This window comes from Streptacidiphilus carbonis, from assembly GCF_000787775.1.
Taxonomy (GTDB): domain Bacteria; phylum Actinomycetota; class Actinomycetes; order Streptomycetales; family Streptomycetaceae; genus Streptacidiphilus; species Streptacidiphilus carbonis.
Window position 1 is genome coordinate 1 of the sequence record NZ_BBPM01000102.1, and the last position, 14,621, is coordinate 14,621.

Genomic DNA, 14,621 nt, shown 5'->3' on the forward strand with positions numbered 1-14,621 from the left:
GCCCATCGCCAGACTGTTCGACATCGACGACCCGGTCGCGATCCCCGACCCGGACCCGGAAAGCCCGGCACCACCTGCGGCGGTCGCAACCGCGCTGCCCCGCCAGGGTTCCAGGGCCACCGCCGGCGACGAGACTGGAAGCAGGAAGGAACTCCATGCCACGCCGCAGCCGGACTGAACAGCAGATCGCCCACAGCGCCCGCTACCGGGTCCAGGTCACCCGCCGGGGACCGGATGCGCTGGTCGCCGCCCTGCCCGGGAAGATCGACAACGAGGAGTCCGAGGAGGTCGGCCGCCTGCTGATCGCCCTTGTGGACGCCGCCGTGCCGGTGCGTCTGGACCTGTCGCAGACCAGCGGTCTGGACACCGGCGCAGTGGCGGCACTTTTCCGGATGCTGCGCGCGGCCCGGCAGGCGTCCGTCCCAGTGACCGCGCACCAGCCCGGGCCCGGCGTCCGCGAAGCACTGCACACCAGCGGCCTGGACCGGGCGATGGACTGCACCGACCAGCCCGCGTGACCGGCCCCCTGACCGCGAACGCCAGACCCCGGAGGGCCTGTTCGAGCTGCGTCGCCGCACTCTCGTCGTCGAGTGGCTGGAACTACGCCTGTCCATCGGGGGCCCGTCCCGCCGAAGTCGACCTTGCGTGGCGGGCTCAGTGCGGATGGTGCGCCCCCTGGCCGCCGAGCAGGGTGTGATCGGGTTGGGGTCGCGCAACTCCGGCTTTCCTATGGCTGCTCGCAGGCCCGGTGTCCCGCCATGCTCGTGGCACGGAGACCCAATTCGCCTGCCAGAGGGGGATCACGTCATGACGACGGCGCCCACAGCATCGAGAGCGCGCAGCATCGCCTGGATCGGCCTGATGATCGTCGGGCTGTTCTTCCTGTTCGCGCCGATCTCTGATCTGATCGGCACGCACGCCCACGGGCTGCCCGGCGATCACGACGGCACCTTCAGGAAGCTGGCCGGGACGCCCTTCACCGACATCAAATCCGCAGCCCCTGGCACTGCCCACTACATCTCGACCCTGGAGTACGGGTACGCACTGCACGAGCTCACCTTCGGACTGCTGTTCCTGGCCGTCGTCATCTTTGCGTTCCGCCGTGGCCAGCGTTGGGCGTGGTTCGCCAGCTGGGCTCCACTCATCGCCGCGGTCGGGTACACCGCCACCTTCGGGGCGCACGACTCCACGCTGCTTGTACGGAGCCTGATCGCTGACATCGCCCTGCCGGTCCTGCTCGTCATCTCCGCGCCGGCCTTCTTTCGACGCGGCAAGGCCGCGTAGGCCCAGCACCCCCCGCCAGTGGCCGACAGGATCCAGTGGGGCAACGTCGGGCAGAACGAACCGCCTGCCCCGGTTGGTACGCGAGATCGTTTTGTGCTGCGGCGAGGCGGCCGTGGCCCGGGGGCTGCGGCCGCCTCGCCGGAGTGGCCGGGGGCTGGCCGGTTCAGTGGTCGGTGTGGGTTCCGGGGGTGAAGGAAACGCCGCGCAGTACGTCGCCGGCGGCGGCGGTGCGCAGGGTGGTGTAGTGCGCGCTGGAGGGCAGGGTGGTGGCTGATGCCTGATCGGTGACGGTGACCAGCTTGTTCGGGTCGGCTGCGGAGTCGGATACGCCGCCGATCGAGGTGGTCACGCCGTACAGCGTCACCGTGCCGTCGCGGTTGACCTTGCCGGTGAAGTTGCGGATGCCGTCGACGGCGGGCGTCCACGGGGTGCCGGTGATCGCGTTGGTGCCCGACGGCAGGCCGGCGACGGTGTAGGGCACGCCGAGGCCCAGACCTGCATTGAGGGTGTAGTCGTAGGTCCAGGAGCCGTTGACGAGCGACCACTTCTGGATGCCCGCGAGGTTCTGGGCCGCGGCGTCGGTGTAGCTGCCGTTGCTGTAGGTGGCGGTGCCGTTGCCGGCGTCGGCGACGTACAGCGTGTTCGCGTCGGCGAACCACATGGAGCCGAGGGAGCTGCTGTTGCTGGAGGCGCCGGTGTCCGGGGTCTTGATGGACTTGGCTGCCGTGGTCGAGAAGCCGGCCAGGATGCACATGTTGTCGGCCGGCTGGCCGGTGGTCGGGTCGTAGGCGTCGGCGGTCGTGGGCAGCGGTGCGCCAGGCACCGGGAGGCCGACGCCCTGCGGGCAGGCGGTGCCGGTGGTGTCGAGGAAGTACACGGTGTTGACGCCGTTGCTGCCGCTGCCCTTGGTGTAGTAGAGCACGTTGTCGTGCAGGGCGACGGCGGCGAAGTTGGTGTCCTTGCCGAGCTTGTCCGCCTTGGTGGTGCCAGGCAGTTGCGTCACGCTGAAGGCGCCCACCGGCGTCGGGTCGCCAGGCTTCTGCGCTCGCTCGGGCATGTGCGCCGGGGTGACCAGTTGGGCGCCGGTGCCGTAGATCAGTCCGGGCACCCAGGTGCCGGTGCCGTTGTTGGAGTTGCCGGCCGTGTAGTACAGGCCGGTGGTGTCGTCGCGGATCGCGGCGCGGCCGTTGTCGCCGCTGTAGGCGTTGGTCTCGGTGAACGAGAACTTGCCGTTGGTGCCCAGTTCGCCGACGGCGCGGTAGACCGACTGGCTGTCGGGGTTGGTTGGGTCGATCACTGCGGGGGTGTTTCCGTTCGAGGCGTCCAGGGTGTTGGCGGGCGCCACGTAGCCCATGAAGGTGACCGCGGACCCGCTGGACGACAGGTTCAGTGCCATCTCGGACTTTGAGGAGAAGCTGCTGGTCAGGAGGTCGTGGCCGACACTGGATGCGCCCGGGGCGCCGGTCGGCACGGCGGTGGTGTCCACCGGGGTGCCGCGCGGTGTGAGCTGGTCGAGGTAGACCGGTGCGGTGACCCCGAAGTTCGGGTCGACCGAGACGTTGTCCCATACGTGGGTGAAGCCGCCGTCGGCGATCGCCACCGCGCCGGTGGGCAGTACGGTCTGGCCGGCGGTGATCAGGTCGGGGGTCCCGGTGTAGTGGAGCCGGCTCACCAGCAGGTCGCCCGGGACGAGCGACGCCTTGCCCGACGCGGCCTGCGCGGTGCCGGTTCCGCAGGCGCCCACCACGCAGGCGCTGAGCGCGAACGAGGTGGCTATGCCGATCACCACGCTCCGTCGGCGGCGCACCGGGTGGCTGGAACGGTCGATCATGTGGTCTCTCCTTCTCCGGATCCCCCGCGGAGCCGGACGGCTCACGCCGGATCAGATCACTGATGGCCCGGTGAACAGGGAGAGCGCAGATGAACCACCTGTGAACGCTCGCCGACGCCGACTGCGCCCGCCCCCGCACAATCGTCGGGGAAGCCGCCGTGGCCGTACTTGAGCGTGTTTCATCAAGTGTTTACCGACAGGGTCTATGCGCGTTGACCGAGGAGTCGTCAGACTCACAGGGAGTTCACAGCTGTTCAGTGCTGCCGGTGAATGCGCCTTCAGCGTGCGCGCGTTCCGGTTCCGCCCCGCTGCTTGGAGGCGCTCGTGCACAGGAGATGGTGGATGTACCTGACCGCGTTGATCGCGGTGGCGGGTTGTGTGTTCGGGGCCGTGACCGCGGTCAGTGCCGGTCCGCGGCACAGTGCGAGCCCGGATGCCGAGGAGCACGAGGAGGTGGTCGCGCAGCGCAATGCGACCACGGGCAGTTGCGGCGTGGAGCGGTGGTCGGTCAAGACCGGTACTGACGCAGACGCCGGGCTGATCAACCTTCAGTCCACTACGGCGACCACGATCTCCTCGCTGGACGGCTTGTCAAAGCCGGCGACTCTTCCGGCGAGCAACCGGATCCAGCCGACGGAGACCACCGTGTTCCGGCTGAGCGCGACCTTGGTCGAGTTCAAGCTGGAGGCCGACTCGGACTACCACCTGGTGCTGGACGACGGATCCGGGCACACGATGATCGGCGAGATACCCGATCCGGCGTGCGTTGGGTCGGGCAGCCCGCTGACCTCCAGCATCAGCAAGTCGCGCGCGGAGTTCGACGCCAAGTACGCCCCCACCGGGTCCTTCCAGAGCGTGAACGTCCCAGTGACGGTGACCGGGGTCGGGTTCTTCGACTTCCTGCACGGTCAGACCGGTGTGGCCCCCAACGGCATCGAGCTGCACTCCGTGCTGGACATCCAGTTCGGCACCGGCACCGGCACCGGCGGCGGAACGGTCACGGTGGCCAACCCCGGCGCCCGGACCGGCACCGTGGGGACCGCGGCCGGCGTCCAGGTCTCCGCGACGGACACCGGCGGCGGCACCCTGGCCTACAGCGCGACCGGCCTGCCCCCAGGGCTGAGCATCAACGCGGCCACGGGACTGATCTCGGGCACCCCCACCGCTGCGGGCTCCTCCAGCGTGACGGTCACCGCCACGGACTCCACCGGGGCCACCGGCAGCGCCGCCTTCACCTGGACCATCGCCGCTGCGGGCGGCGGCGGTTGCACCGCCGGCCAACTGCTGGGCAACGCCGGTTTCGAGACCGGCGCACTCAGCCCGTGGACCGGCTCCTCCGGCGTCGTCAACAGCGACACCACCAGCGAGCCCACCCACACCGGCAGTTGGAACGCCTGGTTGGACGGGTACGGCACCGCCCACACCGACACCCTGGCCCAGACGGTGACCATCCCGGCCACCTGCACCAGCGCCGCCCTGTCGTTCTGGCTGCACATCGACACCGCCGAGACCAGCACGACCACCGCCTACGACACCCTCAAGGTCCAGGTCCTGAACAGCGCCGGAACGGTCCTGGCGACCCCGGCCACCTACTCCAACCTCAACCACGCCACCGGCTACGCCCAACACACCTTCAGCCTGGCCGCCTACGCGGGCCAGAGCATCACGCTGAAGTTCACCGGTGCCGAGGACAGCACCAAGCAGACCTCGTTCGTCCTGGACGACACCGCACTGAACGTCAACTGACCGCCTGCCATGGCGGGTCCGGCTCGGCCCTACAGTGACGGGCATGGACGAGGGAGCGCGAGAACCGGTCCGGATCGAGTACCGCGCCGGCGATACGCAGGGCGGGGAGGTGCGTGTGCGCCGGGGTGCCCAGATCACTGTCACCCTGCACGGCTCGCCGGGGTACGGCTGGACGCCGATCACCGGCGTGGACGGTCCGGTGGTCCTGGTCAGCGAATCCGTGACCGATGGCACGGTCCAGGCCGTGCTGCGCGCGGACACGAGCGGACAGGCCGAGCTGCGCTCGACCTCCTCGTTCCGAGGTGACCGGTTCGGACCGCAAACCCGGCTGTGGCGCCTGGTGGTGCAGGTCGACGCTTGACCCCGCGAGGGCTCTGCGCGCTTCCCGGTGGTCAGGGCACGACCGTGACCTTCAGCTGCCACATCCGTGCGGGCGGTCCGTGCGGGTCGGGGGTGAAGGTGTCGGCGGAGGTGAGGACGGCCGCTCCGGGCGCCTGAGCGCGGGCGACCTCGACCAGGGTGCCGCCGTCGGCCGCGTGGCTGCCCAGCATGAGCACCACAGCGGGGACGGAGCTGGTGACGGGCGCCCACTTGTAGGAGGCCACGGCGTTGAGAGTAACCGTGATCTGGGCCCCGACGTGGACGCAGACAGTGCGCAAGGGGTTGTCCGCGCCCGGGTAGAGCACCCGTACCGCGCCGCTGAGACAGGACCCGCCCGGGGTCGCCGTCGCCGAGGAGGCCGGGGCGCTGGGCGTGGTGGGAGCGGGCCCCGTGCCGGTGGGGGCCGGTGACGCGGTCGTCGCCGCAGGCGCGGGCGCCGAGCCTGATCCCGACGCGGTCACCGGTGTGGAGGCCGCAGGAGTGGGGGCGGCGGATCCAGCCTGGGCGGAGCCGGAGCCGGAGCTGCAGGCCGCCGCACCGCCGAGGGCCAGCGCGGTCAGCAGGATAGCTGCCACGGGTGGGTGTCGCCGCTTCATCTCGGCTCCTCGGCAGATGGGTTGAAACCTCGCTCATGCCTTGGACGCGGCGGCTGGGGCCGGGGTTCCCCTGCCCTTCCCGTGGCGGTGTCCTTCCCGCGGCGGCTGGATCCGGGGCGGTCGGGTCTGACTTGTGGAGCAGGGCGGAGCCGACCTCCAGGGACATCCGTGTCGTGACCTGACGGAAGATCAAATACTGTGTGCCTCCTGTGTAAATCTTTGGTTGCACGCACTCTCAGGGGTGTCACTCCCCTTGCATGGTGTCATGTCCTGGCCCAGACTCACGACTTGCGAACACGCGCGCACCTTGCGTGAACGTCCTTCTCCTCTGCCTCCCGGGTGATCCCCGGCTGCCGAAAGGATGTTCAGTGCCACGTTCCATACGCCTACGAGGCCGTATCGCCGCACTCGCGGCCCTGCTCGCCTCGCTGCCTGCCGTCTGGCTCACTGCGCCCGCCGCCCACGCCGCCGCTCCCACGACACCCGCTGCGGTGTCCGTGCACCAGTCCGTCGACTCCGGCAAGGCGGTGCACCACGACACCTCCCCGCCGCTGCGCACCCTGCACGCCGCGGCCGGATCCTCGGCCAAGCACAAGGCCGACGACAAGGAGGAGCGGCTGCCGCACCCTCCGGCGTCGAAGATCCCCGACCCGGTGGTCCAGCGCACCACGACCGGACCGGCCACGCCGACCACCGGCAGTGCCTTCGACGGCATCGGCACCTCGAACTACTCGGTCACCGGCGTGCCCCCGGACCCGAACGCGGCGGTCGGCTCCACGCAGATCGTCGAGGTCGTCAACACCGCCTATGCGGTGTACTCCAAGACCGGCTCGACGCTCCTGGGGCCGACCAACACGAGTGCGCTGTGGTCCGGGTTCGGCGGATTCTGCCAGTCCGCCAACGACGGTGACGCGACCGTGCGCTGGGACACCCTGGCCGGTCGCTGGGTGCTGCAGCAGTTCGCCAACGTCTCCTCCGCCTCGGGCCCGTACTACGAGTGCGTGGCCGTCTCCACCAGCGCGGACGCGACCGGGAGCTGGAACCGGTACTCCTACCAGTTCTCCACCTTCCCGGACTATCCGAAGCTGTCGGTGTGGCCGGACGCCTACTACACCACCTACAACATGTTCACCGCCTCGGGGACCTTCCTGAACGCCGAGGTGTGCGCGATGAACCGGGCGAACATGCTCACCGGGGCGGCTGCGACCCAGCAGTGCTTCACCACCTCCTCGTCCTACGGCGGGATCCTGGGCTCGGACCTGGACGGCTCAACCGCACCGCCGTCCGGCGAGCCGGAGCTCCTGGTCGGGCTCGGCACGACGTCCACGACGCTGGCGTACTGGAAGTTCCACGTCGACTGGGCCACCCCCGCCAACTCCACCTTCACCGGCCCTTCCACGCTGACCGTGGCCGCCTACACGACCGCCTGCGGCAGCAGCGGAACCTGCATTCCGCAGGGCAGCACCAGCCAGCTGCTGGACTCGCTCTCGGACCGGGTGATGTACCGGCTGGCCTACCGCAACTTCGGCGACCACGAGTCCCTGGTGGTCAACGACGCCGTCACCGCGGGCAGTTCGGTGGGGGTGCGCTGGTACGAGCTGCGACTGTCGTCGGGAACCCCGTCGGTGTACCAGCAGGGCACCTACGCCCCTGACTCCACCTACCGCTGGATGGGCTCCATCGCCCAGGACAAGGTCGGCAACATCGCCCTGGGCTACTCGCAGTCCTCCTCCTCGACCCATCCCTCGATCCGCTACACCGGTCGCCTGGCCGCGGACACCCTGGGCAGCATGACCCAGGGCGAGACCACCGCGCTGACCGGCGCCGGCTCGCAGACCTCCTACAGTCGCTGGGGCGACTACACCTCGATGGCCGTCGACCCGGCCGACAACTGCACCTTCTGGTACACCAACGAGTACGAGCCGACGACCGGCAGCTTCAACTGGGCCACCCGCATCTCCTCCTTCACCCTGCCCAACTGCGCCTCGGTGGCCACCAACGACTTCTCCCTCGCTTTGAGCCCGACCTCCGCCAGCGTGACGCCCGGCTCCTCGGCCACCAGCACGGTGTCCACCGCGGTCACCTCCGGGTCGGCCCAGTCCGTGGCCCTGACCGCCTCCGGCCTGCCCACCGGGGCGACCGCGACCTTCAACCCGACCCCGGTGACCGCCGGCGCCTCCTCGACGCTGACCGTGGCCACGACCACCTCCACCCCGGCCGGGACCTACAGCGTCACGGTGACCGGCACCGGGGCCTCGGCCACGCACACCGCCACGTTCAGCCTGACCGTGACCGGCGGCACCAGTGGGGGCGGGATCACCAACGGCGGCTTCGAGACCGGCAGCCTGTCGGGCTGGACCGCCACCGGACCGGCGACCGGGGTCACCACCAGCAGCCCGCACTCGGGCAGCTACGCGGCCCTGCTGGGATCCAGCTCGCCGACCAACGGTGCCTCCTCGATCGCGCAGACCTTCACCGCGCCCACCGGCACCAGCACGCTGGGCTTCTACTACAACGTGACCTGCCCGGACACCGTGACCTACGACTGGGCCACGGCCACGCTGAAGAACAACACCACCGGGACGACCACCACGGTGCTGGCCAAGACCTGCGTCGCCTCCTCCGGCTGGGTCCACAAGACCGCCACCGTCATCCCCGGCGACTCCTACACCCTCACCCTCACCAGCAAGGACGACAACTACACCGGCGACCCGACCTACACCAAGTACGACGACGTCACCGTGTCCTGACCTGAACCCGGAAACCTCAGGGGCGGGCCGCAGCCTGCGGCCCGCCCCTTTCCACGCCCACCCGCCTCGCATCCCAAGGAGCTTTGGATGAAGCGCAGTTCACGCGGTCTTCTGCGGCGCGCGGTGACCCTCCTGGTCACCTCCGCGCTGTTAGGCCTCGGGGCCGCCTGGCCCGGCCCGGCCGCAGCGGCGACCTCCATCACCAACGGCGGCTTCGAGGCCAGCAGCCTGTCCGGCTGGACCGCCAGCGGGCCCGCCTCCTCGGTGACCACCACCGGCCCGCACTCCGGCACGTATGCCGCGATGCTCGGCAGTTCCTCGCCGACCAACGGCGCGTCCTCGATCGCGCAGTCCTTCACCGCGCCCGCGGGCAGCCCGGTGCTGTCCTTCTGGTACGACGTCACCTGTCCCGACACCGTGACCTACGACTGGGCCACCGCCACCCTGGCGGACACCACCGCGGGGACCACGACCACGGTGCTGGCCAAGACCTGCGTGGCCAACTCCGGCTGGAAGCAGGTCAGCAAGGCCGTCACGGCGGGCCACAACTACACGCTGACACTGACCAGCAAGGACGACAACTACACGGGCGACCCGACCTACACCCTGTACGACGACGTCGCCCTGACCGGCGGAACCACCACCAACGACTTCTCACTGACCGACGGCCCCGCCACGGCGGCGGTCAACCCCGGCGGCTCGGCCGCCTCGACGCTGACCACAGCCGTCACCTCGGGGGCGGCCCAGACCGTCGCCTTCTCGGCGAGCGGCCTGCCCGCCGGCGCGACCGCCACGTTCAACCCCACCTCGGTGACCGCGGGCGCCTCCTCCACCCTCACCGTGAGCACCACCTCCTCGACCCCGGCCGGCAGCTACCCGATCACCGTCACCGGCACCGGGACCTCGGCCACCCACACCACCACGTTCACCCTGACCGTCAACGGCAGCGGACCGAGCCTGGTGCAGATCAGCACCGACCCGTTCACCAACTCCACCAGCCAGCACGCCACCGAGGTCGAACCCGACACCTTCGCCCACGGCAGCACCATCGTGTCCTCCTCCCAGGTCGGCCGCTTCTACGACGGGGGAGCCTCCGACATCAGCTGGAACACCTCCACCGACGGCGGCGCCACCTGGCAGCACGGCATGCTGCCCGGCATCACCACCTATCAGGGATCGGGCCCCTGGGCCCGGGTCTCGGACGCATCGGTCAGCTACGACGCCAAACACGGCACCTGGATGATCGTCGGACTGGTCCTGGACGCCAACGTCAACGGCGCAGGAGTCACCGTCAGCCGCTCCGCCGATGGCCTGACCTGGCAGAACCCCGTACTCGCGGTGGGCAACGACGGCCAGGGCTACGACAAGGAATGGATCGCCTGCGACAACACCAGCACCAGCCCGCACTACGGCAACTGCTACATCGAGGCTGACATCACCTCCAGCGGCAACCAGGAGATCATGTCCACCTCCACCGACGGCGGCGCCACCTGGTCCACCCCCGCCTCCCCGGCGAGCGGCGACTCCGGCCTCGGCGGCCAGCCCCTGGTCCAGCCGAACGGCACCGTGGTGGTCCCGTTCTCCACCGACGGCTCCTCGATCCGCGCCTTCAGCTCCACCAACGGCGGAGCATCCTGGGGCTCCTCGGTCCTGGTCGCCAACATCTCCGCGGCCACCGTCTCCGGCGGACTGCGTGCCGGCGACGGCCTGCCCTCCGCGGAGATCGACGCCGCCGGCAAGATCTACGTCGCCTGGCAGGACTGCCGCTTCCGCTCCGGCTGCCCCAGCAACGACATCGTCTACTCCACCAGCACCAACGGCACCAGTTGGACGGCCGTGACGCGGGTGCCCATCGACGCGGTCACCAGCAGCGCCGACCACTTCACCCCCGGCCTGGGCGTGGACCCCACCACCTCCGGCAGCACCGCCGCACTCGGCCTGTACTACTACTTCTACCCGAACCACAGCTGCACGGCGGCCACCTGTCAGCTGGAGGTCGGCTTCACCTCCTCCACCAACGGCGGCTCCACCTGGAGCACCGCCCGGACCGTGGCCGGACCCATGACACTGGCCCAGATCGCCTCCACCTCGCAGGGCCCGATGGTCGGCGACTACATCTCCACCTCGGTGGTCGCCGGAAAGAGCATCGGCCTGTTCCCCGTCGGCAAGGCGCCCACCAACGGCCAGGCCTTCGACGAGGCCATGTACACCGTCAGCGGCGGCCTGGCGCTGCGCGCCGGAACCATCCCCTCCAGCACCGGCCCCGTCCGCTACACCGCCCCCAGCCGCATCCGGCTGAGCCCGCCCGTCCCGCTCAACTGACAACAGTCCGGCGACCCGACCCAGCAGACCGAACGTGAGATGCGGCCCCGGCGACCACCACCGGGGCCGCACCCCGACTCACCGAACCACGGACCGATCGCAGGTGCTCCCCGGGGGCATCGAATCCCGGCGCGGTTAGAGGCCATTTCTGATCAGGCCATGACATGACGGCCATATTTTTGGCTGGCCTGCGGCGATGGTTGGGGGGTAGGCGAGGTTGGGTAACCTAGCGGCGGGTGTGAGGCGAACGGCATGAAACCTGCATCGGCAAGACGAGGGCTCCCAGCCGGTCGTTGACCGTTTGATCTCGGTGTCGGCCGTGTTCGGGGACAGCGAGGAGATCGCCGAGGCCCGTGCCCTGGCCCGCTCGTTCCTCACCGAGGTCCGGGAAGCGCACGGGCTGCCCGTGTCCGGCCGTGCGGCGGCCACTGTCCAGCTGGTGGTGACCGAGCTGGTGACCAATGCCCGCAAATACGCGCCCGGCCCGTGCCTGCTGTCCCTGGAGGTCGACGACGGGGCGGTGCAGGTGACGGTGTGGGACAGCGAGCCGTGCCTGCCCATCGTCCGGGCTGCCGACCCGGGTCGGGCGGGCCAGCACGGGCTGGAGATCGTCGTGGCGCTCTGCCGGAGTTTCGAGATGCGCCGGGAGCCAGTGGGCAAGCGGATCACGGCGGCCGTGGTGCTGGGCGACGACGCGCTCGGAGATGAAGCCGGCGCTCAGGTCTGCTGATCAGGCCGCAGGCCCAGATCGCTGTTCTTGCTCGCCTTGACCTTCGACCCGACTCGAAGGTCAAGCCCTTCCCGGAAGGAGGAGCCAACGCGGTCAGTGGTGACCGGAGAAGATCTCCTTCGCCTCGCGGACCGCGTAGAACACCACGACCAGCCCGGCCAGCGGGTCGGTCCACCAGAAGCCGAATGCCGAGTTCAGTACCAGGCCCAGCAGGACGGCCGCGGCCAGGATGCCGTCGACCATCGTGACCCGGCCCTCGGTCTTGAGCACCGGGTTGTCCAGGGCGGTGCCGGTGCGGGCCTTGCCGATGGCCAGGGCGAACATCACCGCGGCGGTCACCGCCGTCCACGCGATGCCCAGCGCCGAGTGGTGCGCGTGGAAGCCGGTGGCCAGCACCACTGCGGACTGCACCAGCAGGTACAGCGCCAGCAGTACGAACGCGCCGCCGATCAGCCGCAACGCCCGGCGCTGGCGCTCCTCCCCGGTGCCCGACAGCTCCCAGATCACCACGGTCGAGGCGCCGATCTCGATCAGCGAGTCCAGCCCGAAGCCGGCCAGCGCCACCGACCGCGCTGAGAGCGCGGCGAGGGCAAGCACCACGATGCCGACCACGTTCCAGCCGAGCGTGGCGTACTCCAGGGCAAAGCCCCGGCGGAGCAGGGAAGCGCGGGGGATCTCATTCAGGCTGGTCACGCCGGGATTCTCGCAGCCACTGCCGAGTCGACTGGCGGCCGGGGCAGCTGCAAGGTCGCGCCCACCCGAAGCGGGTCGCCGGTGTCCGCCCCGGACCGAGACGGAACGCTGCGGACGCCACCAACTGTCAGCGTTACAGGTCGCTCAGCACCCCTTCCTGCAACCGCCGATCAGGAGATGCCAGGCCCCGCTGATCGTCTACAGTTCTGTGGACGTTCATATCCCGGACCTTGGGGATTCGCCTGTATGTCCGCTGTGCGCAATCCTGCGTCCACTTCACTGATCGACCGGAGACCTGCCCCCTAATGAGCTCGGACAGCATGATCACGCAGGCGATGGACGGCTCGCGCATCGACGGTGGCCTGTACACCGACGTCACCGACTTCGCACGCCACACGCACTGGCTCAACAGCGCGATGTCTGCCTACACCAGCTACGGCGTCGGCCTGTTCGCACTGTTCATGCTGGCCGGATGGTGGATGTCGCGGCGTGCGGGCTCGGCCACGATGGCCGTCGCGCTCGCCACCCCGGTGGCCGCGGTGCTGGCCTACCTGCTCAACGACGGCATCAAGTCGGCGTTCGCCGAACCGCGCCCCTGCCGCGCACTTCCGCACGACTTCCTCATCGAAGCCTGTCCGGCGCCCAGCGACTACGCCTTCCCCAGCAACCACACCACTGTCGTCGCGGCCGTGGCTGCCGCTCTGTTCCTGGTGAACCGCCGCCTGGGAGCGGTGGCGGTGCTGGCCGCGCTCGTGATGGGCTTCTCGCGCGTGTACGTCGGCGCGCACTACCCCCATGACGTGCTGGTCGCCCTGGTCGTCGGTACCGCCGCGGGCTTGGCCATCGCCTGGGCCGCGCGACGGTACGGGGCGATCCCGGTCACCCGCCTACGCAGCGGTGTACTTCGCCCCGTCCTGACCGCGCCCTCCCCGACGCACGCGCGTACCGCAGTGCGCTGAGGCGCCCACCCGTCACGTCCGGCCCGTCGTACGGGTCGTCACGCTGCTCAGGTTTGGCTGGCTTCTCGCAGGGCGGTGCGCAGTTGGGCCACAGTGGGTGCGTCGTGGAGCAGGCCGTGTTCGTCGCGGTAGAGCCGACAGGACACGCTCGCTGGGTCGTTCCCGGCGGCGAACGGGTCGATGCCGTTGACAAGCACGGTCGGGGAGCCGTGCATGCCCCAGCGCTCCGCGTCCTGCTCGGTGGCTACCTGGCGCCAGGTCTCCGCGGTGACCGGCAGGCCGGTGGAGGCGATGGTGAGGCGTTCGCGCAGCAGGGTGGCGTGGGGGCAGTCGGGCACGGTGAGGATGGTCAGTTCCATCGCGGCCTCCTTGGTTTCACTGCCGACGGTAGTCCCTCCCCGTCCCGTCGGGGTTGTGTCCGGGGCGTTGGATCGTAGGTGGCGGGGTCCGCGCGGGAGGCATCGCGCAGCGCTGGTGCTAGCGCATCGGGCGCGGCCGCGACTACCCGCGACTGCGGGGTCGCCACTGGTCGCGCGGGAGGGCGATTTTCTTCGCGAGCCTGGCGGATCTCCTCTTGCCCCGCGGCGCTGTCGTGCGGGGCGCGCGCCGGGTCCGGACCGGGCAGGGTCACGGCGACGGCGGCGGCGATGCCGGCGTGCCACTGGGGCAGGCGGCGGGGACTGTCGTCGGCGCGCTCAGCACCGGTCAAGCCCCCACCCTGCGGATATCGCACTGCATCCGGACTACCGAGGCCGCACGCGTGCTGTGCAGCGAACAACCCGAGACGCTCGATCAAGTTTAGTAGGGCGATAAAATATTGTATCCCGGATGGACATAGCAGACGAACTATACATTGCCGTATCAATGGAACTTCTCGAATCTGAAGAAGATGTTGTGAGGGCGTATTTCCAGATGTCAGATGGCCCTGGCATAGTCGATGGCGATCGGGAAAATCCAGAACATCTACCTCTTCGGCGCATCGGTGATCCGGAGAAGATTGAGAGTTCGTGCGATGAAAGCGATCAAATTTCGGCGTGCCATCGAGAGTCGTCGCATGCGGGGAGGACGCTTCCGCACCCTGATTGGGCTAGGGGCGCTGACGATGGCAGCATTCGTTGGGGTGCAGCCTGTCCTGGCATCCGCTGTGGCGAAGCCGACGCTCGTAAGTCCCCAGTGGATATGGGGCTACTACCAGACACTTCCTGCATGCGAGGCGGATGGCGCCGAGGGCATAGCCCTATCGCAGTGGACCAGCTACGTCTGCTAATTTGTTCCCTCCGTCGACGGCTGGGCTCTGGACGTCGAAGCGCCTGCCTAAGGGCAATACCG

11 protein-coding genes and 1 pseudogene are annotated in these 14,621 nt (G+C 69.5%); 8 read left to right on the plus strand and 4 right to left on the minus strand.

Features of this window, described 5'->3' with window-relative positions; all coding sequences use genetic code 11:
- The first annotated feature begins 155 nt into the window (after positions 1–155).
- On the plus strand, positions 156–518 hold the full coding sequence (locus TR46_RS36525; protein ID WP_042411124.1) for an STAS domain-containing protein: 363 nt from the start codon (positions 156–158) through the stop codon (positions 516–518).
- A 289-nt stretch (positions 519–807) separates the two neighbouring features.
- Positions 808–1,284 carry a hypothetical protein gene (locus tag TR46_RS36530; protein ID WP_152626913.1) on the plus strand — a complete coding sequence of 159 codons (477 nt, stop codon included), beginning with the start codon at positions 808–810 and terminating at the stop codon, positions 1,282–1,284.
- A gap of 163 nt (positions 1,285–1,447) precedes the next feature.
- On the opposite strand, the gene TR46_RS36535 is transcribed toward TR46_RS36530, so the two are convergent.
- Positions 1,448–3,115: a hypothetical protein gene (locus TR46_RS36535; protein ID WP_201776484.1), complete on the minus strand. Its 1,668-nt coding sequence runs from the start codon at positions 3,113–3,115 to the stop codon at positions 1,448–1,450.
- A gap of 963 nt (positions 3,116–4,078) precedes the next feature.
- On the opposite strand from TR46_RS36535, the pseudogene TR46_RS44930 reads away from it, so the two are divergent.
- Positions 4,079–4,861: pseudogene (locus TR46_RS44930) on the plus strand (putative Ig domain-containing protein); the annotation flags it as partial.
- A gap of 43 nt (positions 4,862–4,904) precedes the next feature.
- Complete coding sequence (locus tag TR46_RS36545) at positions 4,905–5,222, plus strand: hypothetical protein (protein ID WP_042411128.1); 318 nt, start codon at positions 4,905–4,907, stop codon at positions 5,220–5,222.
- 31 nt (positions 5,223–5,253) lie between these two features.
- On the opposite strand, the gene TR46_RS43570 is transcribed toward TR46_RS36545, so the two are convergent.
- Complete coding sequence (locus TR46_RS43570) at positions 5,254–5,817, minus strand: hypothetical protein (protein WP_052433436.1); 564 nt, start codon at positions 5,815–5,817, stop codon at positions 5,254–5,256.
- A gap of 389 nt (positions 5,818–6,206) precedes the next feature.
- On the opposite strand from TR46_RS43570, the gene TR46_RS36555 reads away from it, so the two are divergent.
- From TR46_RS36555 to TR46_RS36565, 3 genes are all read left to right on the plus strand, one after another.
- Positions 6,207–8,588 (plus strand): hypothetical protein, encoded by a 2,382-nt coding sequence (locus TR46_RS36555; protein ID WP_174505190.1) that lies wholly within the window; start codon positions 6,207–6,209, stop codon positions 8,586–8,588.
- Positions 8,589–8,675: 87 nt separating this feature from the next.
- Positions 8,676–10,910: an exo-alpha-sialidase gene (locus tag TR46_RS38685; protein WP_052433437.1), complete on the plus strand. Its 2,235-nt coding sequence runs from the start codon at positions 8,676–8,678 to the stop codon at positions 10,908–10,910.
- Positions 10,911–11,229: 319 nt separating this feature from the next.
- Entirely contained in the window at positions 11,230–11,640 is a 411-nt protein-coding gene (locus TR46_RS36565; protein ID WP_369406032.1) for an ATP-binding protein, read from the plus strand.
- A gap of 93 nt (positions 11,641–11,733) precedes the next feature.
- On the opposite strand, the gene TR46_RS36570 is transcribed toward TR46_RS36565, so the two are convergent.
- Positions 11,734–12,333 carry a cation diffusion facilitator family transporter gene (locus TR46_RS36570; protein ID WP_042411129.1) on the minus strand — a complete coding sequence of 200 codons (600 nt, stop codon included), beginning with the start codon at positions 12,331–12,333 and terminating at the stop codon, positions 11,734–11,736.
- Between the two features lie 320 nt (positions 12,334–12,653).
- Between TR46_RS36570 and TR46_RS36575 the strand changes: the two genes are divergently transcribed.
- The gene (locus TR46_RS36575) at positions 12,654–13,292 is read left to right on the plus strand and encodes a phosphatase PAP2 family protein (RefSeq protein ID WP_063770754.1); all 639 of its coding nucleotides are present in this window, start codon (positions 12,654–12,656) and stop codon (positions 13,290–13,292) included.
- A 47-nt stretch (positions 13,293–13,339) separates the two neighbouring features.
- Here the strand turns inward: TR46_RS36575 and TR46_RS36580 are convergent, their stop codons facing one another.
- Positions 13,340–13,651 (minus strand): DsbA family protein, encoded by a 312-nt coding sequence (locus tag TR46_RS36580; protein ID WP_042411132.1) that lies wholly within the window; start codon positions 13,649–13,651, stop codon positions 13,340–13,342.
- Positions 13,652–14,621: the final 970 nt, after the last annotated feature.

Bases quoted from the DNA above. Each gene is read 5' to 3' on its own strand.
- TR46_RS36525 (WP_042411124.1), top strand. From the start codon at position 156: ATGCCACGCCGCAGCCGGACTGAACAGCAGATCGCCCACAGCGCCCGC.
- TR46_RS36530 (WP_152626913.1), top strand. From the start codon at position 808: ATGACGACGGCGCCCACAGCATCGAGAGCGCGCAGCATCGCCTGGATC.
- TR46_RS36535 (WP_201776484.1), bottom strand. From the start codon at position 3,115: ATGATCGACCGTTCCAGCCACCCGGTGCGCCGCCGACGGAGCGTGGTG.
- TR46_RS36545 (WP_042411128.1), top strand. From the start codon at position 4,905: ATGGACGAGGGAGCGCGAGAACCGGTCCGGATCGAGTACCGCGCCGGC.
- TR46_RS38685 (WP_052433437.1), top strand. From the start codon at position 8,676: ATGAAGCGCAGTTCACGCGGTCTTCTGCGGCGCGCGGTGACCCTCCTG.
- TR46_RS36575 (WP_063770754.1), top strand. From the start codon at position 12,654: ATGATCACGCAGGCGATGGACGGCTCGCGCATCGACGGTGGCCTGTAC.
- TR46_RS36580 (WP_042411132.1), bottom strand. From the start codon at position 13,651: ATGGAACTGACCATCCTCACCGTGCCCGACTGCCCCCACGCCACCCTG.